Genomic DNA, 25,986 nt, shown 5'->3' on the forward strand with positions numbered 1-25,986 from the left:
CCTAAAACCGCCCGCCCCGCGCCCGACCTAAATCCGCCCGCGCCCCGCAGGCTCCGCGTTGCAATATAGGTTGCCCGCTCATCGCCACGGCTAACACCTGCTCACCACGTCACCTGCTCGACAATTTCGAGGCCGTAGCCGTCGAGGCCAACGACTTTGCGGTTGTTGTGCGAGAGCAGGCGGATCTTCCGCAAACCCAGCGCCACCAAAATCTGCGCCCCGATGCCGTAATCGCGAAAATCCATCGGCGGTATCTCCTCCGGGCGCATCGCCAGCCGCTTCACCAGCTCCGCGCCGCCGTCGGCTTGCTCCATATACAGCACCACCCCGCGCCCCGCCCGCGCCACCGTTTCCAACGAGCCGCGCAATGCCTTGTAACTGTCGAGACCGCGCATCTGGAAAACATCGCCCAACAGGTTCTCGCTCTGCACACGCACCAGCGTCGGCTCCGGTCCGAGTGTTCCGATCGTCAACGCCAAGTGGTGCCGCTGGTCGATCAGGCTGCGGAAAACGTGCAGCGTGAAATCGCCAAACTCCGACGCAAACGGCTGCGCGCAGACTCGCTCAACCAAATGGTCCCGCTTGGCGCGGTGTTCGATCAATTGTGCAATCGAGATCATTCGCAGGCCGAACTTCTCCTTGAACGCGATCAGCTCCGGCAGCCGTTGCACCGTGCCATCGTCGTTCACCAGTTCGCACAACACGCCGCTGGGATGCAGCCCCGCGAGAATCGCCAGATCGACCGCCGCCTCCGTGTGCCCCGCGCGTTGCAACACGCCGCCCGGCCGCGCCCGCAACGGAAACACGTGCCCCGGCTGCACGAGCTGCTCCGGCCGCGCCGCCGGATCCGCGAGCAGCTTGATTGTCTGCGTGCGGTCGAAGGCGCTGATCCCCGTCGTGATGCCTTCCGCGGCATCCACGCTCACCGTGAAATCCGTCCGCTGCACCTCGCGATTCTGCTGCACCATCGGCCCAAGCCCCAGGCGCCGCAATTGCGGCTCTACCGTCGGCACGCACACGATTCCGCTGCAGTAGCGGATCATCATGTTCACGGTCGCCGGCGTCGCCTTCGCCGCCGCCATGATGAGATCACCCTCGTTTTCGCGCGCCTCGTCATCGGTCACGATCACGAGTTTGCCGTCCGCAATATCCTGGACGGCGGCTTCCACTGAGTCGAAAGGAGTCTGGTCCACGGGACGCATATTGGCGCAGGGGTGCAGGCTCACGACGGCATCCGCCGCTGTCAATCGCCCCGCGCCTCACCAGCGGCCGCCGGAGCGCCTTCGGGCGCGGCCGGCGTTGGCCGCGTCATCGCGAAGGTATGGCCGATCGTGTTCAATTGGCCGCTGATGCGTCGCAACGAGTTCACCAGGTCCAGGAAATGCGTGCTCGAGGCCATGGCTCCGCTCGCGGTGCTCAGGCGCGCATAGTGCGCCTTCTGCACTTCGATGCACCACTCCTTCAACGCGTCGCCCTCTTCCAGAAATTTCCGCGCCAGCCCGCGGTCGCGCGTGGCGAGGACGGAGATCGCCACATCCATGCGCCGCGTCACCCGTGCGTGCAGCTCCGTCAACACCCCCTCATCCTCCATCGAAAACGTCAATCCGCCCGCCCGCCGGCGTTCGGCGTGACTGCACATTTGCTTGTCGATGATGTCGGCGATCGATTCGAGCTGACTGGAGAAATTGAGCAGCCCGAACCGCAACTGTTCATCCCGCGGCGTCATCGCATCGGGTGCGATCTGGCTGAGGTATTGTTTGATCGCGCTGTTCAACTCATCGACGCGATCGTCGTGCTGGCGCACATGACGCGCCAATTCCACATCGCCGGTCTGAATCGCCCGCCAGCACCCTTCCAGCATCGCTTTGACCTCGTCGGCCAACCGCAACGTTTCTCGCGACGCGTTCGCCAGCGCGAACACCGGACTCGCCAGCGCGCTCGCCTCGAGGTGGGTCGCCACTGACGGCATGGCCAGCGCGCTGCTCTCGGCCGGCTTCACGGTGCGCTGCATCAGCCTCGCCAACGGCCCGGCGAGCGCCATCCCCACGAGCAGCACCACCACATTGAATGCCGTGTGAAAATCCGCCGTCTGGCGCAACAACGACCCCGGCGTGCCGCCCATGACGCGTTCAAACGTCCCCAACAGCGCCAAGCCCACGATCACCGCCGCGCCTTTCAAAACGAGATTCGCGAGCCCCAAGCGCCGTCCCTCCCACGTGCGCATGCCCACGATGAGCGACGTGATGCCCAAACCCAGATTCGCCCCCAGCACCACCGGCAGCATCAACCGCAACGTCAGATCGCCGCCCTCCGCCGCCGCGAGGGCGAGACCGATGCCCGCCGTCGAACTCTGCGTCGCGAACGTCAGCACCGCCGCGAAGCACACAAGGATCAAGGGGTAGTTTTGCAGGATGCCGATGATCGTGTTGAAGTCCGCGTTGCCCCCGAGCTGGCGCGTCGCCTCACTCGCCAGCGACATCGCGAGGAAGATGAATCCGAGGCCCATCAGCGCCTGGCCGATGCCGCGCACCGTTTCGTTTTTCAAATACTGATAGCCGATCAGGCCCGCGATGATGAAGATCGCGTGGTAATCGAAAAAGCGAAATGCGATCAACTGCACCGTTACCGTGATGCCGACATTCGCGCCCAGCAAAAAAGCCAGCATGCTCTGCGGCGCGAGACGCCCCGCGTTGAGCAATTGCAACGTGAGCAACGTCTGCGCGGTCGACGACGGCGCCACGGTGCCGAACACCCCGCCCGCCAGCGCCGCCGTCCAGCGCCGCCGGCTCATCCGCTCCAACCACGAATGCAGGCGGTGTCCGAGCAGGCGATCCAGCCCCTTGCGCAGGAAACGAATTCCGAACAGGATGAGCGCAACGCTCCCGGCTATGTTCAACAACACCATGGTCGCCTTAATGAGCGCGGCCCGCCGAGGCGCGCCGCCGCTGCTCAGTCTCGAAAATCAACCACGTAGTGCTCGTCGATCGGCGCGGCCCCTTCGGGGGCCAGCAGCGAGACAAAGAGTTTGAACGTATGCGGCGGCCGGATGGTTTTCTCCGAGGTCAACGCCGTGTTGTCCGCATTCGGCGTGAGGAGCGTCCGCTCATCGTTGGGCTGGTAACGCACGCTCCACCGCAACACCGCGCTGCCGACATCCGGCGCCACGGGCAACCGCTGCGCATCGTAAAAACGCATCACGAAATTCCCCCCCTCGATCATCAACGACAGGAATCCCGCGTCGCCCCGCGCGACGACCGTGCCGGGGATCGGTGGCGCTTCGGCCTTCACGCCCGGCTTCACCGGCGCCGCGACCAGCAACGAGGCGAACAACCCGCCCATCGCAATCCAACTCAACACCTGTTTTACGACAGGAAAATTCATGCCTCCACGCTAAGTCCTGCGCCCCTCGCGGCAAGCCGCAACCCGCCCTCCGCTCTCTCAATCCGCCACCTGCGCGCCGCATGTTGAGATTGTGTGCCTGCAATAAATCTTAACACTCCGCCGGCAACGTTCAGAACCCAACCTCACTCCCCATGCGCTCCTGCCGATTGCTCATCCTCCTTGCCCTCGCGTTGCCGTTCGCGGCGCACGCTTTGACCAATGACGACGTCGTCAAAATGCACCAAGCCGGCCTGTCGGACGACACTATCCTCGTCGCCATCAAACCCGACACGGCGCACTTCGACACCAGCCCCGACGCGCTGATCGCGTTGAAGTCCGCCGGCATTTCCGAAGCGGTCATCCGCAAGATGCTTTCGCCCGACGGCGAAACCTCGAGCGCGCCGGCAGCCGCAGCGCCGAGCAAGCCCTCCGTGTTCTTCGATCCGATGCCAACGATCGCCCCGCCATTCGTCAACCCGGTCGCAGGCCAGACCTATTACACGCGATTCACGTTTCACGAAGAAGACGGTGAATATAACACGACCAACTACACCCGCGGCGGCCTCGTGCCGATCAATACAGCTGTCACCCTGATCGATATGTCGGGCGATGAGATGCGCCTCAAACTCAACGATTCCGGCCGCCGGATTTCCGTGAAGAACAAAGAGAAATATACGAAGAAATCGCTGCCCGAATTCGCCCGCTTGATGCTCGCTGCGGAGTCGACGCCTCTGGACAAACTGCCGCCCGAAGTCGCGAAAGCCGTCCGTGAGGGCGAGCTGCACAAGGGCATGACCAAGGAACTGGTCCTCATGACGCGCGGCTATCCGCCCGCGCATGAAACTCCTTCGACCGACGGCGACCGCTGGGTTTACTGGAGCAGTCGTTTCATCAAAATGACCATCCTTTTCACCGATGGCCGTCTGACCGAAGGCCGCGGTATTCCGTGATCGGAAAACGGCGCGCCGTGAGCGATCGCCGCGTCCGCAGCGCGTCCACTTTTGCGCGCGGCCGTTTGCCTTTCGCCGCATCGCAATAAATACCGATGAAAAACGCCCGCTTCCCCGTGCGCGTGTTGCTTTTGGTCGTGGCCGCACTGCTCCCTCTGCCCGCGGCGCAGGCGTTGATCATTTACGGCGGCTCCGCCGGTCATATTACCGATCCAGGCTACGGCCTCCCGTGGGCCAACGTCGGTGACACCGGCATTTACCTCGGGGCGTTCGACACTGGCAATTGGGTGATCACCGCCAATCACGTCGGCTCAGCCGGCATTGTGTTGAACGGCACCGCGTATGCGTCCGTCGCCGGCTCTGCCCAACGCATCGGCACGAGCGACCTGCTCCTCTATCGCCTCGATGTCTCCAGCGCGGGGGCGCCCGACCTCCCGACTCTCACCTTCTCCGCCAGCACGCCGTCGATCGGCCAACCCATCGTCATGATCGGCGATGGCGGCGGCACCAAGGCATGGGCGACCAATACGGTGGAGCAATATGCGTTCTATAATCTCGTGGCCGACGGCCCTACGACCCTCGGTTTGATCACCACGGCCAGCGAGGTCGCCGGCGAAGGTCAGGGCCAGAGTGGCGATTCGGGTGGCGCCATCTTTTACCAGACCGGGCCCTCGTCTTGGTTGCTCTGCGGCGTGTTGAGCGCCATCGGCACCGACAACGGCACGAGCTTCACCGCCTCCGCCGCCGTTGGTTACTATTACAACGACATCGCAAATCTCGTTGGCACGCCCATCCCCGAGCCAACGACCTGCGCCCTGCTGCTGGGCGCCCTCTCGCTCGCGGCCGCGCTCCGTCACCGCCACCACAGCGCCAAACGCGCCCGTCGCCACCCGGAGCGGAGCAGCGCCTAGGCGAGGCGACGAAGCGGAGCGCGCCGCCGCGATTCTCCCGTTCAACACCGCGGCCAATTCCCTCTCTCGAGCGATCACGTCGCCGCGACGGCAAATTTTTCCCGGCCCCGCCCATCGCGATTGCGTCTGACGTTCGCGTGTTCATTTTTTCCGCCGATGGCCACCCCTCCTCTCCCCGGGAACGCATCCCCCGCTACTGATGGTCGCAACGCCCGCGGCGAATGGCGTCCGTCCTACCCCATCCGCTACGCCCCGGTTTTCGCGTGGCCGATGCGCGCCGCGCCCTTGCTCAAATGGCTCTTCGGCTGGCCCGGCTTCCTCTGGCCGGTCAATCTCTCGCTGCTGCTGATCTCCACCGCGTCGTGGTATTTCACCCAGCCGGCACTCACCCGCTGCCTCCACTTCGAATTCGGCTGGATTGCCCAAATCTGGCTGCGCAACCAGATCATGATGTGGCTCTACTACGGCGCGTTTCACTACTGGCTCTACATTCGCAAGGGCGAGGGGTTGAACAAAAAATACGACGCCCATTGGCCGGCAAAAAACAGCCGGCTCTTCCTGTTTCGCGATCAAATTTACGACAACGTTTTCTGGACCGCCGGCGTCGCCGGGCTCATCTGGACGGGCTACGAGGTGCTCACGATGTGGCTCTACGCCAACGGCCACATCCCGTGGCTGGAATGGGCGCGCCACCCGGTGGGGTTTGTCGCGTGGTTCCTCGTGATCCCCTTCTGGCGCGAGTTTCACTTTTACTGGGTACACCGCCTCATCCACTGGAAGCCGCTCTACAAACGCGTGCATTACCTGCACCACAAAAACAGCAATCCCAACGCCTGGTCCGGCATGGCCATGCATCCGGTGGAGACGATCCTCTATCTTAGCGTCTGCTGCATCCACTGGATCGTGCCCTCGCATCCGCTTCACTTCCTCTTCGATCTTCAGCACGCCGCGCTCGCGCCCGCCAACGGTCACCACGGCTACGAAGGCCCGATCGTGCACGAGAAGGTGCCCACCGGTTCGTATTTTCACTACCTGCACCACCGCTACTTCGAGTGTAATTATGGCGAAAGCACCATCCCGCTCGACCGCTGGTTCGGGACGTTCCGCGATGGCCTGCCCACCGGCGAAGGCGCGAAACTTCCCGGCGAACACCGTTAACGTGCGCCGTTCGGCCGGCCGCTCCTCCGCCCGCTCATCGGCGGACAACCGTTGAACGCCGCGGCTACGGCTGGCGCTTGCGCTCTGCCTTCAAATCCCGCCAACGCGCGAGTCGGTCGGCGATTTTCGCCTCCCAACCGACCGGCTTCGGCGAGTAAATCGCCACCGGTTTCTCCAGATAATCATCCCCGGAAATATTTTCCGGAAAATCGTGCGAATAGTTGTAGCCGACGCCCTGCCCGGCCCGCTTGTTCGCCTCGCCGGTTTTGCTCCGCAACGCCGCCGGGATCGTCTGCACCGGCTGCTCTTTTAACACCCGGTGCGCTTCCGCCAGCGCCAGCGTCGCCGAATTGCTCTTCGGCGCCGTCGCGATGTAGAGCGTGGCGTGGGCCAGCGTCAGCTCGGCTTCCGGCAACCCGATGAAATCGCAGGCGTGATGCGCGGCGACCGTGAGCGGCAACGCCTGCGGATCGGCGAGCCCCACGTCCTCGCTCGCCAGAATCACGAGGCGCCGCGCGATGAAGCGCGGGTCCTCGCCTCCCGCCAGCATCTTTGCCAGCCAATACATCGCCGCATCCGGATCGCTGCCACGGCAGCTCTTGATGAACGCCGAGATCGTGTCGTAGTGCTCGTCTTCGTCGGCGTCGTAGCGGATGCGCCGCTCCCGCGCGAACACTTCGAGATCGGCCGCCGTCAGCGCAGTGTTTTCCGCCAGACCGAGCACGATCACTTCGAGCGCGTTGAGGGCGCGCCGCAGATCGCCATCACACAACACCGCGAGTTGGTTGAGCAACTTCTCGTCCGCCGTGACGCCGCGCGCACCGAGGCCGCGCGGCACATCCGCCAAGGCCCGCGCCAGCACCCCCGCAATCGCCGCCGGGCTGAGCGGCTCAAGACGAAACAAATGGCTGCGCGAGAGCAGCGGCGGATTGACGTAGAAACCGGGATTGTGCGTCGTCGCGCCGATCAACCGCACCGTGCCCGCCTCGACATCGGGCAACAGCAGATCCTGCTGCGATTTATTGAAGCGGTGCAGCTCATCGATGAAGAGGATCGTCGCCGCTTCCGGTCGCATCCGCGCCGTCGCTAGAATCTGGCGCAACTCGGCGACGTTGGACATCACGGCGTTGATCCGCACGAACCGGCTGCCGGTCTCGTGGGCGATGGCCTCCGCGATACTCGTCTTCCCGCAGCCCGGCGGACCGTAGAAAATCAGCGAACCGAAACGATTTTGCGCGACCAGCCGCGGCAGCAAACTCCCGGCCCGCAAAATATGATCCTGGCCCACCACTTCGCTCAACCGCCGCGGCCGCATCCGCGCGGCGAGCGGCGCCGTGGCGGGCGGCGGCGGCGCTTCGCGCGCCGCGAGATCGTCGCGCAGCGGCTCGGCGCCAAAGAAATCAGGTTGATCGGCCGAAGGCATGTCTGGCCCTAGTAATGCACACGAAATCCGCCGAAGTAAAAGCCCGGACAGAATAGTGTTCAGTCGCCGTCGTTAGTCGTTTGTAATGGGCGGCATGCCCCAGAGTCTCGGACAGCGCGCGCCGCTGCTTTGGCTCGTTTTGCCTTTCGCCGCCGGCCTCGCGGTCGAAAAGGCCCGCGACCTTGCGCCCTTGCCGTGGCTTTTCGCCGGTGCGGCGACGGGCACGGTGCTCGCTCTCGTGGCGTTGCGGCGCGGAGACCGCGGATGGAGCGTGGCGTTGATGGTCACGCTGTTTTTCGCCGGCGCGGCGAGTTACACGCTGCACCGCGCGCGCCTGCCGGCGTGGGACCATCTGCCGCCGCGTGAAGCCACGGTCACTGTCCGCATCGACCGAGTCTTCGCGCCGAAATTCCCGAACCGCGTGTCCGCGTTGGCGACCGTCACCGCCACCTCTGAGCCTCTGCGCGAACTCGCCGGCCAGCGGGTGTATTGCGGCTTCACGATCGGCAAAAACGAGGCGCCCCCGCTCCGTTCCGCGGAAGTGGAAATCATCGGCGTGATCGAAACGCTCCCGCGCAATCCTCCGGCGAACACCTTCGACGGCTATCTGGCCAACGCCGGACTCAACTTCCGCCTGACGCGTGGTCGCCTCCTGCGCGAAGTGCGTGCCGCCGGCGCGTATCCGCGTTTCCGTGCACGCGCGGAAGAGCGTTTCAAAAAAATCCTCGGCACCGGCGTCGCCGACCGGCAACCGGCACTCACCGCCGTGCTGCGCGCAATGATGCTCGGCGAAAAGCAGGAACTGAGCGACGAGCAGGACGCGCTTTTCATGCAGAGCGGCACGATGCACCTGTTCGCAATCAGCGGCCTGCACATCGGCGTGATCGCGCTCAGCCTGCAGCTGTTGCTCGGCTTGTTACGACTGCCGCGACTCGTGGCGTTTTCGGCGTGCCTCGTGGCGCTCTCGCTTTACGTCGACATCACCGGGGCGGCTCCGTCGGCTGTGCGGGCGTTGCTGATGGTCGCACTGTGGCGCGCGGCCGCGCTGTTGCGACTGCCCGACAACAGTCTCGCGGCGCTCACCACCTCGGCGCTCGTCGTGCTGCTGATCGCGCCGATGCAGCTCTTCAGCGCGAGTTTCCAGATGAGTTACGCGATCCTCGCCGCGTTGCTGCTGCTCGGTCGACCGCTCGCCGAACACTGGCAGGCGAGCTGGCAACCCTTTCGCCATTTGCCGGAGGTGACGTGGTCCAAGGCCCAGCGCGCGATCACCGCGGGTTGGCGCTGGCTGGCTACGATCGTCGCGTTCGGCGTCGCCTCATCACTGGTGAGCACGGTGACGGGCGTGCTGTTTTTCGGACTGTTCACGCCCGGGGCGTTGGTGGCCAATCTGGTGTGCATCCCGACGGCGATGGTGATCATCGTCGGCGGCTTTGCCTCGCTTGTCTCGGGCCTGCTCGGCGTGGCCGCCTGGAGCGCGTTGTTCAACCACGCCGCCTTGACGCTTCTCACCCTGCTCGATGGGGCGATTCGCCTCTGGGTCAAGGCGCCGGGCGTGTGGCAATCCGCGGCGTTTGCGGAGCCATGGATCGGCAACGTGGCGTTGGCGGGGCTGCTCCTCGCGCTGCTCTGGGGCTACGCGACCGACTGGCGTTGGCGGCGGGGCGGTTGGTTGCCGCCGTTTGTCGTGGCCGGTTTGGCGCTGGCGCTCGGAGTCACGTTCGCCCCGCCGGCGCCGCCTCCTGCGCCGGCGCCAAAAAAACCTGTTCGCCGTCCGGCCAAAATGGTTCAGGTTGCACCCATGAAAAGCGCCTACGAACTCGCCATGGAACGCCTCGCCAAGTCGGACCCCGACGCGGGCAAGCCCTTGACGACTGAGCAAAAAGCGCGTCTCGCGGAGATCGACCGCTTGTATAAAGGCAAACTCGCCGAACGCGAAATTTTCCTCAAGAAGCAGCTCAACGACGTGCTCGCCGACGGGAAAGCGGACGAGGCGGAAAAAGTGCAGCAGCAACTCGTCAGCGAGCGCGCCCGATTGGAGGAAGAGCGCGACGGCGAAAAAGAGCGCGTGCGCCGCAACGGTTGAGCGCACCGCGGCGCGCGAACGAAATCACGCCGCCGTCTGCGCGGAACTTGGCGCCACGGTCTCGGCTCCTTGCTCGGCGAGAATGAAATCGGCGACCAAGGCGTGATGGTCGGAGGTCGGCGTCGGCTCGACGCGGCAGTCCGTGCATTGCAGGCCCGCATTGAAGAAAATGTGGTCGAGCACGTAGGGCCGGCGGCGCCAGGTGATTTCGGTCTGCTGCGCCGTGGAGAATCCGCACGCGCCAAACTGCGCGATCAGCGCGGCATGGTTGCTCGCGTTGAAGTCCCCGGCCAGCAGGGTCGGTCCGTTTTGCGCGCGCAGGAGCTCAGCGACCCGTTCGCGCTGCTGCGGGTAACGCGCGCCGCTGGTTTTGAGCATGAAGAACGCCAGCAGGTGCGTGTTGAGCAGCGTGATCTCGCGCCCTTCGACGACGGTGCGAGCACCGATCAGCACGCGATCCGTGGGCGTTTTAGCTTCGCCGAAAAAATCAAACGAGATCGGGGGCGACGGCAGGTCTTCGCGAAAAGTGTCGCGCAGCGGCGTGCGGGAAAAAATCGCGAGTCCGAGGCCGAACGGCAGTTCGCGCGGATCGGCGCGCGGGTAGCTAAAGCAACTGTCGTAGCCCGGCAGGGCTGCGCACAGCCGGGTGTAATTGGGCGGAGGCTCAACCTGCCGGCCGCCCGTTTGGGCTTGCTCCACTTCCTGCAGAAAAACGACGTCCGCCTCATGCCGGCGGATTTCGGCGATCGTGGCGTCCAAATCAACGGGGGCCTGATCCGGATGCGCCTCATCCCACCCTTGGCCAAACTGCATGTTAAACTGGAGAACGCGGAGCGGCATGCGGAAAAATCACTGGGGCGCCGCACCCGCGACCGGGGCGGCCGCGGGTTTCGTCACGGTGCGAGAGTTCGCTTCAGCGTGATCAGAATCGGCGGAGAAGCGGTTGAGCGGCACGTTCGGCGTCCGTTCGATCTTTGGCTGGCCGGGTGCGTGCACGGGCACCGCCTGCGCGACGCCGGATTGATAACGCTCGGCGATGCGCGGCTCGGTCACCTGCGTGGCCTGCGGCAGGTTTGTTTTCCGGTGATTCCACGCGTTCATCGTCGCCGGTTCGGCCGTAACGCGAAACACATCCCACCGCACGGGGCCGGCGGCCGACGTTATTGTGACGTGCCGAAATGAGGGGCCTTCACTCGCCTTCGTGACGTCCGGGACGATACGGGGAGGCACCGCATGAAGAATCTTCCCCGGCGTGGCGGCGCGCGGCTTTTCAGTGGTGATCATCACGCCGCCGCCCGGCTGAAACCGTTCGTTGCGTGCGGAAAAATCGGTCGACGCGCGCGCCGATAAAGCTCCGCCGAGCAACACGGCAACAACGGCGGGGGTGAAGCTGGCTAACCGCATGATGGGGGCGCCAAGGTGTTGCGCCAACCGCGCCCTGGCGGCAAACCCAATTTATAGGGCAAATCTACTCCGGCTCGGCCGTGCCCTCGACAACCCACTGTTTCGCGTCGGGGACTTGCTTGAAAAACTCCCGCAAGGCAGCGCTCAGGTGGTCCGCATAGCGGAAATGAGCGCCGACTCCCGTGCGCAGCTCCGCTTCGTAGATAAACTTGTCCGCATGCGTGCTATGCTCGAACGGCGTCTGCGCGCCGAGGAGCAACGAATAAACATAGGCCGGAGAGCGGCGCTCGAGCAGGGCGCGCGTGAGATCCGCTTGCGCTGCGAGCAAGTCGGTGTGCGCTGCGCGGTCGATCTCAGGCGGCAGATAGAATCCCGCCTGGATGAGCGGCGTATAGCGATGTCCGGTCCGATGGCGGTTGAGATCGCGCAGTTCGGCCAGCGCCATGTTATTCCACGCAAACGTCACGCGCATGCGACGCGTCGCGGTGCCCTGATAGGCGTAGCGGTTCGCGCGCGCCTGCAGTGCGCCGGCAACCGACTGCCGTTCCGGCAACCACGGCGGGGTCGCCCGGTCCACTTGCACCCAAACGTCGTCGTAAAGCGGATCTGCGGAGAGTCGGTCGAGCCCAAGGGCGCAACTGGCCGCAAGCTCCTGAGCGGCTTGTTGCTGAAACGACGCCTCGGGACCGCTGTGCCGCATCAGGCGCGGCGATTGTTTCAAGAGCACTTCCCGCAACAGGTTGGCCGCGGCCTGCGCCTCGGGGTGCGGGAGCGAGGCAAGATGTTTCACCGTCTGCGCCCACATGCGCGACGACTGCACGAGGCCGACATTCGTTCGCGTGGCGAGCGGGATGAAGTAACGCGCGCGATCGAGCGCGTAATTCTTGCGGAGCCGCGCGACGACCGCAGGTTTGGCGCCAGCCGGCAGCCGCACGCGGTCCGGCTCCGCGGTTGCGAGCGCATCGAGCCGCGCATATTCGGCATGATAGGCGGCGAAGGCGCGCGTCAGCACGTCGTGCCAGCGGGGCGCGAGGTCAGCCGGGATGCCGAGCTCATCGGCCGTGGGCACGTTGGCCGCATCCATGGTGATGTAGCGCGTGCTCGACTCCTGCCCGTCGGCCATCTGGGCGATTTCGAAGAGTTTATACGCGAGCCACATCGACACTCCGTCGAGCGCGATCGCCAGTCCGCCCGTCAACCCCCCGATCGAGGCGTGCCCATAATCGACGAATTTGAGGATGCGATCGATCGAGGCCTCGGGATTGGCGACGTCGACCTTCTCCAAGATGGCGGCGATGCCTTCGTTGCTGCGCGAGTAACGCGCGAGCACGGAGGCCAGCAATTCCGGCGTGACTTTCGGCAAATCCGCCGCGGTGGGCGGCGGCACAAGGGCGAGACCGGTGACTTTCATGCGCGGGAAAACACGAACGGTTCACCTCGCGCGGCGCGATGCAAAAGCGCTCGGCGACCCCTACGTTTTGCGCAAGGCACCCGCGCTCTCGGGCCGAAGCACCGGATCGCTGGCAACTGCGTCTCAGCGAATCAACGCGCGATGCCGCTTACCGCGTCAGGAGCCAGTTGCCGAGCGGACCTTGATAAAAGCCGAGCGCGATCGTGGCGAGGGCGAGAAGGACAAGCAGCACCGCCGCGAGCGGGCCGACCGGCGTGCGCGCGGGCCGGGGATCAGGTTCGCCTTCCGGCAACGGCGCGCGCCATGAGTCGAAGTAAGCGGCTTTAATCCATCCGAAATAATAGTAGATCGAAACCACCACACTTGCGATGGCGACTGCCAGCAGCACGTAGAGTCCGGCTTGGAACGCGCTCACGAAAATGAAGAGCTTGCCCATGAAGCCGGCCAGCGGAGGAATGCCCGCCAGCGAGCCGAGGCCCACGGCAAGCACGCCGGCCAGCAGCGGACTCTCCTTCGCGAGGCCGCTGTAATGGTCGAGTTCCTGATCCGTGTCGTCGGCACCTGCGAGATGAGCCATCACCCCGAACACGGCGAAGGACGCGAGCAGGTAGACAAAAAGATAAAAGTAGATCGCCCCGAGTGCGAGCGGCACGGTGACCGAGGCCACCACGCCCATCAGGAGGAAACCCGCGTGGGCCACGCCCGACAGACCGATGAGGCGTTTCACGTTGTGCTGCGTGAGCGCCGCGAGATTGCCGAAAATCAACGTGGCGACCGCCATGGCCGAGAGCACCGGCACCGTAAACGAAACGTAAGGCGCGAACGCCACGTGCACGAGGGCCAGCAAAATGCCGAAGCCCGCGGCTTTCGAGCCGATCGCCAGCAACGCCGTGATGGGCGTCGGCGCACCTTGATACACATCCGGAATCCAGATCTGGAACGGAAACGCCCCGATCTTGAAAGCAATGCCCGAGAGCACGAGGACGATGCCGATCTTCGCCAGGAGATTGTCGGGATTCGCCGCGAGAAAGTCGCGCAGCGCGTCAAACTGCATCGCGTTCGCCGTGTGGGCGGGCAACGCCGGGTTACCCGCGACGCCGTAGAGCAGCACGATGCCGAAAAGCAGCAGGCCCGAACTGAGCGCACCCATGATCAGGTATTTCAACCCGGCTTCCAACGAGAGCGGGTTGGTGCGGAAATAACTGACGAGAATGTAGAAGCCGACCGTGATCGTCTCCAGCGCCACGAACAACATCACGAAATGATTGCTCTGCACCAGCAGCATCATCGCCGCCGAGACGACCATCACGATGTGGTAGAATTCGACGCGCGGCATTTTCTGCCGCGGCAGCACGACCGTGCCGAGCCAGCAGACGAGGATCGAGGTCAGCAGGAAAAACACGCGCAGGAACTGGCCGTCGCGCGTGTGCCGCAGCAGGCCGCCAAACGTTTCCACGCCCACGAAGCCCGAGTGGAAATTGATGAGCAGGCCGGCGAGCAGGATGAGCTGGCCGATAATGGCGGCGCCGGGGATGAGCCGGTGCTGCGTTTTCGGCAGCACGATTTCCAACACCAGCAAAACGAGCGCAAGACAGCCCAGCGCCACTTCCGGAAAGATCGCCCACCACTGATTCGCGTCAGCGGCGGCCTTGAGGAGGTCGAGATTCATGACGGCGCTAAAGTTACTTGGTGGCGGCGGGCGCGACCGGTTGAGCCGCAAGCGCGGCGTTGAGCGGAGTCGAAATCGACCGCGGCCAGAAACCGACGAACAGCAACGCCGCGAGCAGGATCAGCGCCGGGATTTTCTCGCTCCAACGCAGATCAGCCGGCGGGTGATCGGCCATGACTTTGGTAAACGGTTCCGTCGGCGGGCCGAAGAACACACTGGCCGCGGCGCGCAGGCCGTAAACCGCGGAGATAATGATGCCCGCCACCGCCACGGCGGTGAAAGCTGCGGAGAATTTCCACAGCGCGACGAAGATCGTAAACTCGCCCCAGAAGTTGGCGAATCCCGGCAAACCGATGCTCGCGAAGGTCGCCGCGACAAAGAACGCGGCGAGCACCGGCGCCTTTTGCGCGAGACCACCCATCTCGCTCATATCGAATGTGTGGGTGCGGTGGTAAACGCTCGTCGATAACAGGAACAACAGCGCGACCGACAGGCCGTGCGCCACCATCAGCAACACGACGCCGCCACTCCCCAGCACCGAGAAACACGCGACGCCGAGAAACGCGTAACCCATGTGCATCACCGAGCTGTAACCGACCATCTGCTTGAGGTCGCGTTGCGCCATCGTGATGAACCCGACGATCAGGATGTTGCCGATGCCCGCGAGCACCGCGAGCGTGGTCGCCCACGGGGCGAGGCCCGCCGGCAGCAGCGGCAGTGCAATCTGGATAAGACCGTAGAGGCCGAACTTTTTCAGAACGCCGGCGTGGAGCATGGCCGCGGAACTGGGAGCCGCCCCGTAGCCGAGCGGCGCCCACGTATGGAGCGGCCACAGGGAGACGAGGATGCCAAAGCCAAACATCAACACGCCAAAAATGTGTTTCTGCAGCGTCACATTGAGCGGAGCCGCGGCGAGCGCCTGCCGGAGCTCAATCAAATCAAAGCTGTGGGCGCCGCTCTTGACGTAGATGGCGATCAGACCGATCAGCGAAAGCATCGCACCGAGCGTCAAATAGATCGTCATCTTCATCGCCGCATAATGACGGTCCCGCCCGCCCCACACCCCGACCATGATGAACGTGGGAATGAGCGCCAGTTCGTGGAAGAAATAGAAGAAAAAGATATCCACGCTGGCGAAAACGCCCATGAGCCCACTCAACATCACCAGCAAGAGCACGAGGTATGTTTTGAGCCGCTCCGCCTGTGATTGGATGGCGTAAAGCCCCGCCGCAAAACCCACGATGCCCGCCAGCGCGAACAGCGGCATCGCAATGCCGTTGAGGCCGAGGTGCAGTGAAATGCCCAGCCGCTCGAGACCGGTGGAGTAACGCGTATCGAAGGCGTAGGCGCCGCCGGCATTGGCAGGAAACCAATACCACGTGTGGAGGGCGAGCACCGCGGGCAGCCCGAAGCCCACATACGCGAGCTTGACGGCGTAGCGCTTGGGCAGGCCGAGCGCGATCACCAGCGCCACCGCGAGGGGCGCCAGAATCGCAACTAGCAAAGGATCGAACGGCAAATGGCTCATCGATTAAAACACTCCCGCGGCATAGGCCCAGAGCAGCACCGCTCCGAGTAGAAACCAGTAAACGTAGGCATGCAGATTGCCGACATGCAGGGCGCGGGCTCCGAGGCCAAACAACCCCACCACGCCCGCGAGTCCGCGGATGATCAAGCCGGCCAGAAAGATCTGTTCGAGGAAGTTCAGCAGCTCGGCGAACCGCTGTTGGATCTTGGCGACGTAATAGTCGTAAAGCTCGTCGATCCACAGCTTCGACGCGAGCAACGCGAACAGACCGGGCGCCTTCTTCGCCAACGCGTCCTCCGCCGCCGGTTTATAGAGCGCCCAGGCGGCCCCCACTCCCACCACCAACACGATCAAGCTCGTGATGAGAATCGTGTGCTCCGCGGCGCCTTCCGCGTGCGGAATCAGCGCGAAAACATCCTGGAAGGCATGCCCGTAGAATTTCGTGTAGCCACCCACCACCGCCAGCACGGCGAGAATAACGAGCGGAATCGTCAAAGTAAATCCGCCCTCGTGCGCATGCGCGGCGTGTTCGGTGCGCGGCGCGCCCAGAAAGACGATCCGCCACATGCGAATCATGTAAAAGGCAGTGAGGACCGCCGTGAAGGCCAGGATCGCAAAGACAGCTTTGTTGTTGGCGAACGCGAGATAGAGAATCGCGTCCTTCGAGAAGAAGCCCGCCAGCCCGGGAAACCCGATGATCGCCAGCACGCCGAGCGAAAACGTGAGGAAGGTCACTGGCATCTTCCGCATCAAGCCACCCATTTTGAAAATGTCCTGTTCGTGATGGCAGCCGTGAATGACCGAGCCGGAGCCAAGAAAGAGCAGCGCCTTGAAGAAGGCGTGCGTGGTGAGATGGAACATCGCGGCGCCGACCCCGGTGGCAACGACGGTAAACGCCATCTGTTCGACGTGCCCGCCGTCCGCATGGACGCTGATCCCGCCCAGTCCAAACGCCGCGACCATGTAGCCGAGTTGCGAGAGCGTGGAGTAAGCGAGCACCTTCTTGATGTCGTTCTGCGCAATGGCGCAAAACGCTGCGTAGAGCGCCGTGATCGTGCCGACCCACATGATCACCGTGAGCGCTTCTGGCACCATCAGCATGTTGATCCGGCACAGCATATAGATACCGGCGGCGACCATCGTGGCCGCGTGGATCAGCGCGGAAATCGGCGTTGGGCCTTCCATCGCATCGGGGAGCCAGACGTGCAGCGGCATCTGCGCAGACTTGCCGAGGGCGCCGCAAAAGAGCAGCAGCGGAATGCCCGCGCTAAAGACGAGTCCCCCGGAGGCGTGCAGGCCGGCCAGTTCGCCAAGGTCGACGGTGCCGTTCGCCCAGTAGCACCAAATGATGCCGAGCAGAAAACCGAAGTCGCCGACGCGGTTGACGATAAACGCCTTCTTCGAAGCCGCTGTCGGGGCGGCGCGTTCATACCAGTGGTTGATGAGCAGCCAGGAGCTGAAACCCACCAGCTCCCAGAACACGAAAATCATGAACAAATTATCGGCGAGCACGATGCCCACCATCGAAAACATGAAGATCGACAAGCCGCCAAAGAAACGGGCGCGGGCCGCGTCGTCGCGCATGTAGCCGAGCGAGAAAACGTGCACACACCAGCCCACGATCGCCACGATCGCGAGCATCAGCGCCGCCAGATCGTCGAACTTGAATCCGAATCGGAAAACGAAGTCGCCGAGGTGCAGCCACTCCATCGATCCGGTGAAACGGGCGCCGGAAAACACCAGTTGCAGCGATACGGCGGCCAGACCGGTCGCAGCGAGGACGGAGATGGCGGACGCGACCACGCCGGACCGGCGCAGAAAGAGCGCAATCACGGTGGCCGAGGCGAGCGGCAAAAGCAGAACCAAAAGGGCGAGCTGGACGGGCGTCATAGTGACCGGTCAATTAATAGCTGCAGAGCACACAAAGCGCGGCCCACGCAGTGCGCGGAAACCGCGCAACGATCGGTCGGGCCGGCGGGTTGAGTGCTCAGTCATCATTGAAATTACTGTGTTCTCGGATCGGAGTGCGGTGTTCTCGGCGACAGGATTCGGTCTCAATTTTTCAAGTGGTTCAGGTCCTGCACCTGCACCGTCTGGCGCTGCCGGAAGAGAGCGACAATGATCGCGAGTCCGACGGCCACTTCCGCCGCGGCGACGGTGAGGATGAAGAACACGAAGACGTTGCCGTCCATCGTGCCGTTGAAGCGAGAGAACGCGACGAGCGCCAGCGTCGATGCGATCAGCATCAACTCGAGGCACATGTAGATCACGAGGGTGTTGCGGCGCAGCAGCACGCCGAAGAAGCCCAGCGCGAACAAGAGCCCGCTCAGCAGGACGTAATGGTAAAGCCCGATCGTCATTTGATATCCTCCAGACCATCGAAGCGTTTGCTCAGCACAATGACGCCGAGCATGGCAATGAGCAGCAGAAAGCCCACGACCTGCACGGGAAGCAGGTAGGTGGTGAACAGTTGGTAGGCGTAATTCTTGAGCGGCGCACCGATGGCGTCTGCGGCAGCCTGCGCGTCGGTGATTTCCGGGCGGCCCGCAATCGTGCAAGCTCCCGCGACCATCAACGCGAGGGCGGCGGTGGCGGCGATCGCGGTGACTTTCCCGAAGGGCTTGCGCGCGCCGCCCTGCACGTCGAGGAGCATGACGATAAAGAGAAACAACGCCACCACCGCGCCGGCGTAAACGAGCACCAACAGCACCGCGAGGAGGTAGGCTTGCAACAAGCCGAACAAGCCGGCGACGCCCACCAGGCTCAAAAGCAGGCACATCGCGGCGTTGACCGCGTTGCGATTGACGATCACGCCCACCGCGCAGACCAGGGTGAGCGCCGAAAGAATATAAAACATGAAGCCGGACATGGTGTTAGGAGCAAAACGCGAGCGAACTGGGGCAACGCAGCGCGCGCCGGGGCTGCAGGAGGAAAATCCCGGCCGTTGCGTGGCTGACGCGAGAATGCTGGCGACCCGAAGGTTTCATCAATGGGCGTTGCCGTGCTCCTCGGCGGCTTTCTTTTTGTCCCACTTGTAGTGTTCGTCGGGCAGCGTGCCGCCGAGTTCGTAGAGCCGGTCCTTGTGGTTGACCATTTCTTCGCGGCTGTAGCCGGTCATCGTGTATTGCTGTTGGAGGAAAATCGCCTCCTCGGGGCAAACCTCCTGGCACAGGCCGCAATAAATACAGCGCAGCATGTCGATATCGAACGCCTGCGGGGCTTTCTCGACATGGCGCGTCGGCGCATCCGGCGGAATCTCGCCGGGCGTGATGCGAATGGCTTTCGGCGGGCAGACGAACTCACACAGCTGACAGGAAACACATTTCTCCCGGCCGTTGGGATCCTTCACCAACGTGGGCACGCCGCGGTAGCCCGCCGGAATCGCCGGCCGCTCCTCGGGATACTCCATCGTGACCTTCGGCGCCATCAGGTGTTTGAACGTGATCTTCATGCCGCTGAGGATTTGCGGCATGTAGGTGCGCTCCGCGAAGGAGAGCGGTTTGCGATCGACGGGAATGACGGCCATGGCGAAAAAGAAATTAAGAGTGGAGCACAGAAGCCACAAAGCGCAGCGAGAACGCACCGCGATTGCCCGCCGGACTCATTTCCGCGGTCGCTGTGCTTCCTTCGTGGGCGCTAGGTGCGAAGATCATTTTTGCAGAAGAGCGATGCCCACCGTGTAAACGATAAGGTTGGCGATCGCGAGCGGCAGCAGGCGCTGCCAGCCGATTTTCATCACTTGATCGTAACGGAAACGAGGCAGCGTCCAGCGAACCCACATGAACACGAAGAGCATCGTAATGATCTTTGTGATGAAGATGACGACGGAGAGCACCCCCACGAAAAGCGGATGCGCGGCCCAGGCTCCGAGGTGGCTCAACCAGCCGATCAGCGTCGCCAGCGAGACCCACGGCAGCGGATTCCAGCCGCCGAGAAACAGCAGGATGAACACGCCCGAACCGACGGTCATGTGCGCGTATTCGTTGACGAAGAAGAGCGACCACTTGAACGCGCCGTATTCCGTGTGAAATCCGCCGACGAGATCGGCTTCCGATTCCGGCATGTCGAATGGCTGGCGGTTCGTCTCCGCGAAAAGCGAGACGAGAAAAACGAACGCGGAAATCGGCATAGTAAACACGAACCACGCCCCGCCCCAGAATCCGGCCTGGCTCTGGAAATCGACCACCCGCGCAAGGCTTAACGAACCGCTCATGCCCGGGGCGTTGATCCACAGGAAAACCGGGAGCACCGACAACGTCATCGCCAGCTCGTAGGAAACGAGCTGCGAAGTCGCGCGCACCGCGCCGAGGAAGGGGTATTTGGAGTTGGACGCCCACCCCGCCAGGATCAGCGAATAGACACCCAGCGAAGAAACCGCGAACACCGCGAGCAACCCGACATCGACGTTGGCCAGCACCAGCGGAATCAGGTGTCCGGCTTGATCGAAATACGCCCCGAACGGGACAACGACCACGGTCGTGAACGCCGGCACCAAGCCAACCAGCGGCGCCAGCATGAAGTAGAATTTGTTCACGTGGCCCGGGATCGGGTCTTCCTTGAACAACAGCTTGCCGCCGTCCGCCATGAGATGGAACACCCCGAGGCGTTGCAGGAACGGACCGATCACCGGCACCCACGCAAACCACGGCGGAATCGCCCGGTTCGGCCCCGGACGGCCTTGGATCCACGCGGAGACTTTCCGCTCGGCGAGCGAACAGACGCCCGCGATCGGGAAGATCACGAGGATGACGGCAAGACCCTTCAGGATGCCCAGCAGGATCGGATGGAGTTGAAAAAAGTCGGACATGGCGCCGGCGATCAAACGAAGCGGGACCGCGGCAGCCGGAAGGCTTTGGCGGGACGAACGAAACGCGAACGCGTTTCGTCATGACGGAAGGATGGGAGCCGCGGCGTGGTCATGCGGTCGCCAGGGCGGGGGCCGCCGCGGGTTTATAGTGCAACGTCTCGCCTTCCACAAAGGGCAGTGCGCTCCACGGCGTGCCGTCGAGGAGCAGGCCGGTGTCAGGGATGTTACGATAGGTCATGGTGGCGAGGGCCGGCACTTCGGCGGCGAGTTGCGCCCAGATCGCCGGGAGGTCAGCAGCAATCGCGGCACCGCCGGCGGCAGCAATGAGCGCACTCAGCGCAGCGAGGTCGTCGCTCGCGCCCGCGGGCCCGGGCACGGCCCGGGCGAATTTCTGAATCCGGAACTGCTGGTTGATGAATGTGCCCGCCTTTTCAAAGACGGTGAGGGTCGGCACGACGATCTTCGCCGCGACGCTCGTCGCGTTCGCGTGCGTGCCCAGATAAACAATCGATACCTTGGCGAGCTGCGCGGCGGTCAGGCCGGCCGCCGCCAGATCTTCACCGATCGCGACGACCGTCTTCACCTGGCCGGCCTCGATCGCGGCGCCGAGCGCGGCGAGTTGAGCGGAGGGCAGGGTGTCGATGAGGCCGGTGACGAGCGCTCCGCGGAGGTTCGGATTGCGATCAGCGGAGATGAGAATCTTGTCGCCCTGCCCCACCCGGCTGACGAGTGAGACGCGTGCCCCGAGCGTCGCGGCGAGCTGCTTCGTGAGGAACTGTTCCTCCACGGTGCTGCGCCCCGAGCCCACGACCGCGACGGCCCCAGCCTGGAACAGCGTCGAAGCCGCGGCGGCGGCCGAGGCCAGCGTGCCGGCGGCGCCCTGCACGGTGATCGCGCTCAAGCGGTCGGGTGCCGCCACTTGCTTGTAAAGGAGCCGTCCGCTGTCCGCCATCCAAGTGTCGTTCACTGCATCGTTGCGCCGCGGCGTGATGCGATAGATCACGCCCTCGCGCGACCACACGACGGTGTTGGCGCCAACGGAAGATTCGGTGTCGATGCTGTTGGTCTGCTTCAGAAACCACACGCGCATTTTGAACCGGAAATCGGTGCTCGTGAGCGCGCCCACCGGGCAGATGTCGACGGTGTTGAGCGAGTAATTGTTCTCCAGTTGCTTGCCCGGGTAACACGTGAGCGTGGAGAAGCTGCCGCGGTCGATGAACCCGAGCACATCATCCTTCGCGACTTCCTTGCAGAAGCGGATGCAGCGGGAGCACAGGATGCAGCGTTCATCGTCGAGCATGACGCGCGGCCCGAGCGGCGTGCGCTTCGGCTTCACGTTTTTCTGCTCTACGAAGCGGGAATAACCGCGACCGTATTGCGTCGCCTGTTCCTGCAATTTGCATTCGCCGGCCTGGTCACAAATCGGGCAGTCGAGCGGATGATTGATGAGGAGAAACTCCATCACGCCCTCGCGGCAGTCCTTGATTTGCGGCGTGGTGGTGCGCACGTGCAGGCCGGGCGAAACATTCGTCGCACAACCGATCTGAGGCCGCGGCATCCAGTTGATCTTCTGCTTGCCGCTCGCCGGATCCATGATGGGCGCCTTCGTGGCCGGATCGACGGCGGGAAGCCCCATCTCGATCAGACACATGCGGCAATTGCCTACGACCGAGAGTTTCGGGTGGTAGCAATAGTGCGGCACGTCGATCGCGACGAGGCGCGCGGCCTCGATGACGTTGGTGCCGCGGGGCACGGCGATCTCCTTGCCGTCAATGTTGACGGTCACGAGGTCGGGTTGAGCGGGAGCGATCATCGGAACGGAAATTTTATGGGCCGCGTCGGGGTGCGTCGAGGCGAAGGTCGGAAAATCAACTGGGAATCAGGCGAAGGAGCGTGGCATCAGGGTTGGGACTCTCGGTTCAGCGCGGTCAGATCAACTCCGTCGCGCCGTTCGGCCGGAGCGACTTCGGCGCCGCCGGGTATTGCGTAAATTCGTCGCCGAATTTTGCGAGAAAGCTTTGCGTCGGCCATGAGCAGGCTTCGCCAAATGCGCAGATGGTGCGGCCCGGAATCTGGTCCGCGACGCTCTTGAGTAACGCCCCATCCTCCACGCGCGCTTCGCCATGCACCATGCGGCTGGTGATTTTTTTCATCCAGAGCGAACCCTCGCGGCACGGCGTGCACTGGCCGCAGCTCTCGTGGGCGTAGAACGCGTTAATATTCGCGAGCGCTTCGACCATGTTGACGGAATCATCCATGACGATGACGCCGCCCGAGCCACCCATCGTGCCGATCATGCCGAGTGAATCGAAATCCATGGGCACGTCTTCAACGCCCCAGTCGTATTCCTCGCCCGCGCGAGTCTTGCCCTTGAAGCGTTCGCCGAACTTCAAAATTTTCGCCGACGAGCCGCCGGGGATCACGGCCTTGAACTTGCGTCCCGGGAGCGGTCCTCCGCAGACCTCGTTGAGCAACTGGCCCATCGTGATCTTGCCGGTCTCGAATTCATAGTAACCCGGCCGCTGCACGTGGCCGCTCACGCAGAAGATGCGCGTGCCGGTGTTGTTGGGCGTGCCGATCTTCGTGTAAGCGTCGCCGCCCATGTCGACAATATGCTTCACGTGGCAAAGCGTCTCCACGTTGTTCACGATGGTGGGGCATTGGTAGAGGCCGAGCACCGCCGGGAAATACGGGGGCTTGATGCGCGGGTAGGCGCGTTTGCCTTCGAGCGACTCGATGAGCCCCGTCTCCTCGCCGCAGATGTAAGCGCCCGCCCCGCGGTGAACGTAAATTTCGCAACTGTAGCCGCTGCCCAGCACGTCCGGCCCGACAAAATTTTGCTCCCGCGCCTCGGCGATCGCCGTCTCAAGAATGCGCGCGCCGTGCGGAAATTCGCCGCGAATATAAATGTAGGCCTGCTTCACGTTGTTCGCGAAACAGGAGATCATGATGCCCTCGATCAGCTGGTGCGGATCCTGGTGCATGATGTAGCGATCCTTGAACGTGCCCGGCTCCGACTCGTCGGCGTTGACGATCAGATAAATGGGTTTGCCGCTCTTGCGATCGACGAGGCCCCACTTCACGCCGCAGGGGAAACCGGCGCCACCCCGGCCCCGCACGCCGGACTTCTTCACCTCCGCAATGAGGTCCTCGGGTTTGCGCCCGATGCTCTTCTTCAAGACCTCGTAGCCGCCGTTCCGCAGGTAACACGCGATGTCATTCGTGTAGCCGGGTTCGTCGATGTGCTGGAAAATGAGACGGCGTTGTTCGGGCGCGGACATGAAGGGAAGAAACGGATCGTGAAGAAACGGCAGTTGCTTGGATGCTTTGAACAGAAGGCTCGCCGCGCGCTACGGGCGGCTCGCCCCTTTCTTTTGGCCGGCTTCGGCTTTGATTTGATCGCTCAGTTGCTTGGCCTTCGCGGCATCGACTTTTTCGTGCAGCTCGTCGTCGATCATGACCACTGGCGCAGTGCCACAGCTCGCGAGGCATTCGACAAACTCCACCGTCACCTCGCCGTCGGGCGAGATTTCGCCTGGGCCGGCGCGCGTGTTGAATTCTTTTTCGAACGTCGCGCACGTCTTGTAGCCGCCCATCAACGCACACGACAACGTGCGGCAAACCTTGATATGGCGCCGCCCGATCGGCTGCTGCCGAAACATCGGATAAAACGTCACCAGTTCGTAAACGTTGATCGGCTCCAGCTCCAGCTTCGCCGCGATCCACTCGATCGCCTCCGGCGAGATGTAGCCGGCGTCTTCCTGGATCAGGTGCAGGAGCGGCAGGGTGGCGCTGCGTTTCGACGGGTAATGCGGAATTACCTCATCGATGCGCTTCAAAGTGTCGGGCTTGAGATTCATCGGCCGGAAGGAACGGGTCGCGCATCGGAAGCCGCGAGCGCCCGCTGGCAGCTCACGATGCTTTCCTCGCGGTGACTGGAAGAAAAATGGAGGTTGGTTTTCAATTTGCTCACGGCTCCCCGTTCGATGTGCGTCGCTGGTTCAACGGTCACACTCGCCCATCACGAAGTCGAGCGAGCCGAGGATGGAGACCACGTCGGACACCATGGTGCCGACGCAGAGTTTGGGCAGAATCGAGAGATTGCAGAACGAAGGGGCGCGGATCTTCAACCGCCACGGCACGCCGCCGCCCCGGCTGACGACGTAAAAGCCCAAAGCTCCTTTGGGGTTCTCCGCTTCGAAATATACTTCGCCCGCCGGCATCTGCGGCCCTTCTGTCACCAACATGAAGTTCTGAATCAGCTCCTCCATGGAGGTCAGCACCTTGCTTTTCGGCGGCACGAAAATCTTTTTCGCGTCGGTCGCATACCACGGCCCGTCGGGAAACTTCGCCAGCACCTGCCGGATGATGCGCACCGACTGGCGCATTTCCTCACCGCGCACGAGGTAGCGGTCGTAGCAATCGCCCGTCGCTCCCACCGGCACGTCGAACTCGTATTGTTCGTAACCGCTGTAAGGTTTGTCTTTGCGCAAATCGAGCGGCACACCCGAACCGCGGAGATTTGGCCCCGTGATGCCGTAGGCGAGCGCATCCGCCTTCGAAATCACCCCGATGTCCACGGTGCGATCCATGAAGATCTTATTGCGCGTCAACAACTGCATCGTCTCCTCAAGAATCGGGAGAAACTGATCGCAAAACGCCCCCACCCGGCCGAGCCAGCCCTCGGGCACGTCGCGCGCCACGCCACCAATGCGCGAATAGCTCGTGGTGAACCGCGCCCCCGTCAGCTCCTCGAACAACGTGTAAAGTTTTTCGCGTTCCTGAAAACTGTAGAGAAACACCGTCCACGCGCCCACATCGATGCCGAACGCCCCCAAGCCGAGCAGGTGCGACGAAATGCGCGCCATCTCCGCCGTCAGCACGCGAATCGCGTGGCAACGCGCCGGCACCTCCAGCTTCGCGAGCTTCTCCACCGCGATCGCGTAGGCCATGTTGTTGGCCAGCGGCGCGAGGTAGTCCAACCGGTCCGTGTAAGGCACGAACTGGTTATAAGTCATGTTCTCCGCAATCTTCTCGTCGCCCCGGTGCAGGTAACCGATCACCGGATCGCACTTCGTCACGGTCTCGCCATCCAACTCCAGTTGGAGCCGCAACACACCGTGCGTCGAGGGATGGGAGGGCCCCATCGAGAGCGACATCTTTTCAGTCTGAAACTCGCCCTCGGGCGGATGCGCGGCGGCGGTTCTGGCGCCAGCTTCGGGAAAGGTAAATTCTTGAGCCATGGTGGGCAAGGTGCG

22 protein-coding genes are annotated in these 25,986 nt (G+C 63.3%); 4 read left to right on the forward strand and 18 right to left on the reverse strand.

Annotated features, from left to right (window positions below):
* Positions 1 to 101: 101 nt before the first annotated feature.
* From ribB to K0B96_RS13355, 3 genes are read right to left on the reverse strand one after another with little or no spacing between them, the layout of a single operon-like run.
* Positions 102 to 1,193 carry a 3,4-dihydroxy-2-butanone-4-phosphate synthase gene (gene ribB / locus K0B96_RS13345; protein WP_255558670.1) on the reverse strand — a complete coding sequence of 364 codons (1,092 nt, stop codon included), beginning with the start codon at positions 1,191 to 1,193 and terminating at the stop codon, positions 102 to 104.
* 50 nt (positions 1,194 to 1,243) lie between these two features.
* On the reverse strand, positions 1,244 to 2,905 hold the full coding sequence (locus tag K0B96_RS13350; RefSeq protein WP_220161384.1) for a Na/Pi cotransporter family protein: 1,662 nt from the start codon (positions 2,903 to 2,905) through the stop codon (positions 1,244 to 1,246).
* A gap of 44 nt (positions 2,906 to 2,949) precedes the next feature.
* Positions 2,950 to 3,381, reverse strand: a complete 432-nt coding sequence (locus tag K0B96_RS13355; protein ID WP_220161385.1) for a hypothetical protein — start codon at positions 3,379 to 3,381, stop codon at positions 2,950 to 2,952.
* 152 nt (positions 3,382 to 3,533) lie between these two features.
* Here K0B96_RS13355 and K0B96_RS13360 point away from each other — a divergent pair, with 152 nt between their 5' ends.
* From K0B96_RS13360 to K0B96_RS13370, 3 genes are all read left to right on the forward strand, one after another.
* Positions 3,534 to 4,331: a hypothetical protein gene (locus K0B96_RS13360; RefSeq protein WP_220161386.1), complete on the forward strand. Its 798-nt coding sequence runs from the start codon at positions 3,534 to 3,536 to the stop codon at positions 4,329 to 4,331.
* Between the two features lie 95 nt (positions 4,332 to 4,426).
* The gene (locus K0B96_RS13365) at positions 4,427 to 5,242 is read left to right on the forward strand and encodes a hypothetical protein (RefSeq protein WP_220161387.1); all 816 of its coding nucleotides are present in this window, start codon (positions 4,427 to 4,429) and stop codon (positions 5,240 to 5,242) included.
* A gap of 156 nt (positions 5,243 to 5,398) precedes the next feature.
* A complete protein-coding gene (locus K0B96_RS13370; protein ID WP_220161388.1) occupies positions 5,399 to 6,400 on the forward strand; it encodes a sterol desaturase family protein in 1,002 nt (333 codons plus the stop codon).
* A gap of 64 nt (positions 6,401 to 6,464) precedes the next feature.
* Here the strand turns inward: K0B96_RS13370 and K0B96_RS13375 are convergent, their stop codons facing one another.
* The gene (locus K0B96_RS13375) at positions 6,465 to 7,823 is read right to left on the reverse strand and encodes a replication-associated recombination protein A (protein WP_220161389.1); all 1,359 of its coding nucleotides are present in this window, start codon (positions 7,821 to 7,823) and stop codon (positions 6,465 to 6,467) included.
* A 94-nt stretch (positions 7,824 to 7,917) separates the two neighbouring features.
* Between K0B96_RS13375 and K0B96_RS13380 the strand changes: the two genes are divergently transcribed.
* On the forward strand, positions 7,918 to 9,909 hold the full coding sequence (locus K0B96_RS13380; protein ID WP_220161390.1) for a ComEC/Rec2 family competence protein: 1,992 nt from the start codon (positions 7,918 to 7,920) through the stop codon (positions 9,907 to 9,909).
* Between the two features lie 24 nt (positions 9,910 to 9,933).
* On the opposite strand, the gene K0B96_RS13385 is transcribed toward K0B96_RS13380, so the two are convergent.
* From K0B96_RS13385 to nuoD, 14 genes are all read right to left on the reverse strand, one after another.
* Positions 9,934 to 10,749 (reverse strand): endonuclease/exonuclease/phosphatase family protein, encoded by an 816-nt coding sequence (locus K0B96_RS13385; protein WP_220161391.1) that lies wholly within the window; start codon positions 10,747 to 10,749, stop codon positions 9,934 to 9,936.
* A gap of 9 nt (positions 10,750 to 10,758) precedes the next feature.
* Complete coding sequence (locus K0B96_RS13390; RefSeq protein ID WP_220161392.1) at positions 10,759 to 11,313, reverse strand: hypothetical protein; 555 nt, start codon at positions 11,311 to 11,313, stop codon at positions 10,759 to 10,761.
* 64 nt (positions 11,314 to 11,377) lie between these two features.
* Complete coding sequence (locus K0B96_RS13395; protein ID WP_220161393.1) at positions 11,378 to 12,724, reverse strand: FAD-dependent thymidylate synthase; 1,347 nt, start codon at positions 12,722 to 12,724, stop codon at positions 11,378 to 11,380.
* A gap of 148 nt (positions 12,725 to 12,872) precedes the next feature.
* Positions 12,873 to 14,393 carry an NADH-quinone oxidoreductase subunit N gene (locus K0B96_RS13400; RefSeq protein ID WP_220161394.1) on the reverse strand — a complete coding sequence of 507 codons (1,521 nt, stop codon included), beginning with the start codon at positions 14,391 to 14,393 and terminating at the stop codon, positions 12,873 to 12,875.
* A 13-nt stretch (positions 14,394 to 14,406) separates the two neighbouring features.
* Positions 14,407 to 15,921, reverse strand: a complete 1,515-nt coding sequence (locus tag K0B96_RS13405; RefSeq protein WP_220161395.1) for a complex I subunit 4 family protein — start codon at positions 15,919 to 15,921, stop codon at positions 14,407 to 14,409.
* 3 nt (positions 15,922 to 15,924) lie between these two features.
* On the reverse strand, positions 15,925 to 17,811 hold the full coding sequence (locus tag K0B96_RS13410) for an NADH-quinone oxidoreductase subunit 5 family protein (protein WP_220161396.1): 1,887 nt from the start codon (positions 17,809 to 17,811) through the stop codon (positions 15,925 to 15,927).
* Between the two features lie 164 nt (positions 17,812 to 17,975).
* A complete protein-coding gene (gene nuoK / locus K0B96_RS13415; protein ID WP_220161397.1) occupies positions 17,976 to 18,281 on the reverse strand; it encodes an NADH-quinone oxidoreductase subunit NuoK in 306 nt (101 codons plus the stop codon).
* On the reverse strand, positions 18,278 to 18,790 hold the full coding sequence (locus K0B96_RS13420; protein WP_220161398.1) for an NADH-quinone oxidoreductase subunit J family protein: 513 nt from the start codon (positions 18,788 to 18,790) through the stop codon (positions 18,278 to 18,280). Before K0B96_RS13420 ends, nuoK begins: the two co-directional genes overlap by 4 nt.
* A 117-nt stretch (positions 18,791 to 18,907) precedes the next feature.
* Entirely contained in the window at positions 18,908 to 19,447 is a 540-nt protein-coding gene (locus K0B96_RS13425) for a NuoI/complex I 23 kDa subunit family protein (protein WP_220161399.1), read from the reverse strand.
* Between the two features lie 123 nt (positions 19,448 to 19,570).
* A complete protein-coding gene (locus tag K0B96_RS13430) occupies positions 19,571 to 20,728 on the reverse strand; it encodes a complex I subunit 1/NuoH family protein (protein WP_255558675.1) in 1,158 nt (385 codons plus the stop codon).
* 109 nt (positions 20,729 to 20,837) lie between these two features.
* A complete protein-coding gene (locus tag K0B96_RS13435; RefSeq protein ID WP_220161400.1) occupies positions 20,838 to 22,541 on the reverse strand; it encodes an NADH-quinone oxidoreductase subunit G in 1,704 nt (567 codons plus the stop codon).
* 115 nt (positions 22,542 to 22,656) lie between these two features.
* Complete coding sequence (gene nuoF / locus K0B96_RS13440) at positions 22,657 to 24,009, reverse strand: NADH-quinone oxidoreductase subunit NuoF (protein WP_220161401.1); 1,353 nt, start codon at positions 24,007 to 24,009, stop codon at positions 22,657 to 22,659.
* Positions 24,010 to 24,078: 69 nt separating this feature from the next.
* Positions 24,079 to 24,588 carry an NADH-quinone oxidoreductase subunit NuoE family protein gene (locus K0B96_RS13445; RefSeq protein WP_220161402.1) on the reverse strand — a complete coding sequence of 170 codons (510 nt, stop codon included), beginning with the start codon at positions 24,586 to 24,588 and terminating at the stop codon, positions 24,079 to 24,081.
* Positions 24,589 to 24,729: 141 nt separating this feature from the next.
* Positions 24,730 to 25,971 (reverse strand): NADH dehydrogenase (quinone) subunit D, encoded by a 1,242-nt coding sequence (gene nuoD, locus K0B96_RS13450; RefSeq protein WP_220161403.1) that lies wholly within the window; start codon positions 25,969 to 25,971, stop codon positions 24,730 to 24,732.
* Between the last annotated feature and the right edge of the window lie 15 nt (positions 25,972 to 25,986).

Origin of the sequence: Horticoccus luteus (assembly GCF_019464535.1) — a bacterium.
Classification (GTDB): domain Bacteria; phylum Verrucomicrobiota; class Verrucomicrobiia; order Opitutales; family Opitutaceae; genus Horticoccus; species Horticoccus luteus.

Bases quoted from the DNA above. Each gene is read 5' to 3' on its own strand.
- K0B96_RS13405 (WP_220161395.1), bottom strand. From the start codon at position 15,921: ATGAGCCATTTGCCGTTCGATCCTTTGCTAGTTGCGATTCTGGCGCCC.
- K0B96_RS13370 (WP_220161388.1), top strand. From the start codon at position 5,399: ATGGCCACCCCTCCTCTCCCCGGGAACGCATCCCCCGCTACTGATGGT.
- K0B96_RS13435 (WP_220161400.1), bottom strand. From the start codon at position 22,541: ATGATCGCTCCCGCTCAACCCGACCTCGTGACCGTCAACATTGACGGC.
- K0B96_RS13350 (WP_220161384.1), bottom strand. From the start codon at position 2,905: ATGGTGTTGTTGAACATAGCCGGGAGCGTTGCGCTCATCCTGTTCGGA.
- nuoF (WP_220161401.1), bottom strand. From the start codon at position 24,009: ATGTCCGCGCCCGAACAACGCCGTCTCATTTTCCAGCACATCGACGAA.
- K0B96_RS13355 (WP_220161385.1), bottom strand. From the start codon at position 3,381: ATGAATTTTCCTGTCGTAAAACAGGTGTTGAGTTGGATTGCGATGGGC.
- K0B96_RS13360 (WP_220161386.1), top strand. From the start codon at position 3,534: ATGCGCTCCTGCCGATTGCTCATCCTCCTTGCCCTCGCGTTGCCGTTC.
- K0B96_RS13420 (WP_220161398.1), bottom strand. From the start codon at position 18,790: ATGTCCGGCTTCATGTTTTATATTCTTTCGGCGCTCACCCTGGTCTGC.
- K0B96_RS13410 (WP_220161396.1), bottom strand. From the start codon at position 17,811: ATGACGCCCGTCCAGCTCGCCCTTTTGGTTCTGCTTTTGCCGCTCGCC.
- K0B96_RS13375 (WP_220161389.1), bottom strand. From the start codon at position 7,823: ATGCCTTCGGCCGATCAACCTGATTTCTTTGGCGCCGAGCCGCTGCGC.
- K0B96_RS13380 (WP_220161390.1), top strand. From the start codon at position 7,918: ATGCCCCAGAGTCTCGGACAGCGCGCGCCGCTGCTTTGGCTCGTTTTG.
- K0B96_RS13445 (WP_220161402.1), bottom strand. From the start codon at position 24,588: ATGAATCTCAAGCCCGACACTTTGAAGCGCATCGATGAGGTAATTCCG.
- nuoD (WP_220161403.1), bottom strand. From the start codon at position 25,971: ATGGCTCAAGAATTTACCTTTCCCGAAGCTGGCGCCAGAACCGCCGCC.
- K0B96_RS13385 (WP_220161391.1), bottom strand. From the start codon at position 10,749: ATGCCGCTCCGCGTTCTCCAGTTTAACATGCAGTTTGGCCAAGGGTGG.
- K0B96_RS13400 (WP_220161394.1), bottom strand. From the start codon at position 14,393: ATGAATCTCGACCTCCTCAAGGCCGCCGCTGACGCGAATCAGTGGTGG.
- K0B96_RS13390 (WP_220161392.1), bottom strand. From the start codon at position 11,313: ATGCGGTTAGCCAGCTTCACCCCCGCCGTTGTTGCCGTGTTGCTCGGC.
- K0B96_RS13365 (WP_220161387.1), top strand. From the start codon at position 4,427: ATGAAAAACGCCCGCTTCCCCGTGCGCGTGTTGCTTTTGGTCGTGGCC.
- K0B96_RS13430 (WP_255558675.1), bottom strand. From the start codon at position 20,728: ATGTCCGACTTTTTTCAACTCCATCCGATCCTGCTGGGCATCCTGAAG.
- K0B96_RS13425 (WP_220161399.1), bottom strand. From the start codon at position 19,447: ATGGCCGTCATTCCCGTCGATCGCAAACCGCTCTCCTTCGCGGAGCGC.
- nuoK (WP_220161397.1), bottom strand. From the start codon at position 18,281: ATGACGATCGGGCTTTACCATTACGTCCTGCTGAGCGGGCTCTTGTTC.
- K0B96_RS13395 (WP_220161393.1), bottom strand. From the start codon at position 12,724: ATGAAAGTCACCGGTCTCGCCCTTGTGCCGCCGCCCACCGCGGCGGAT.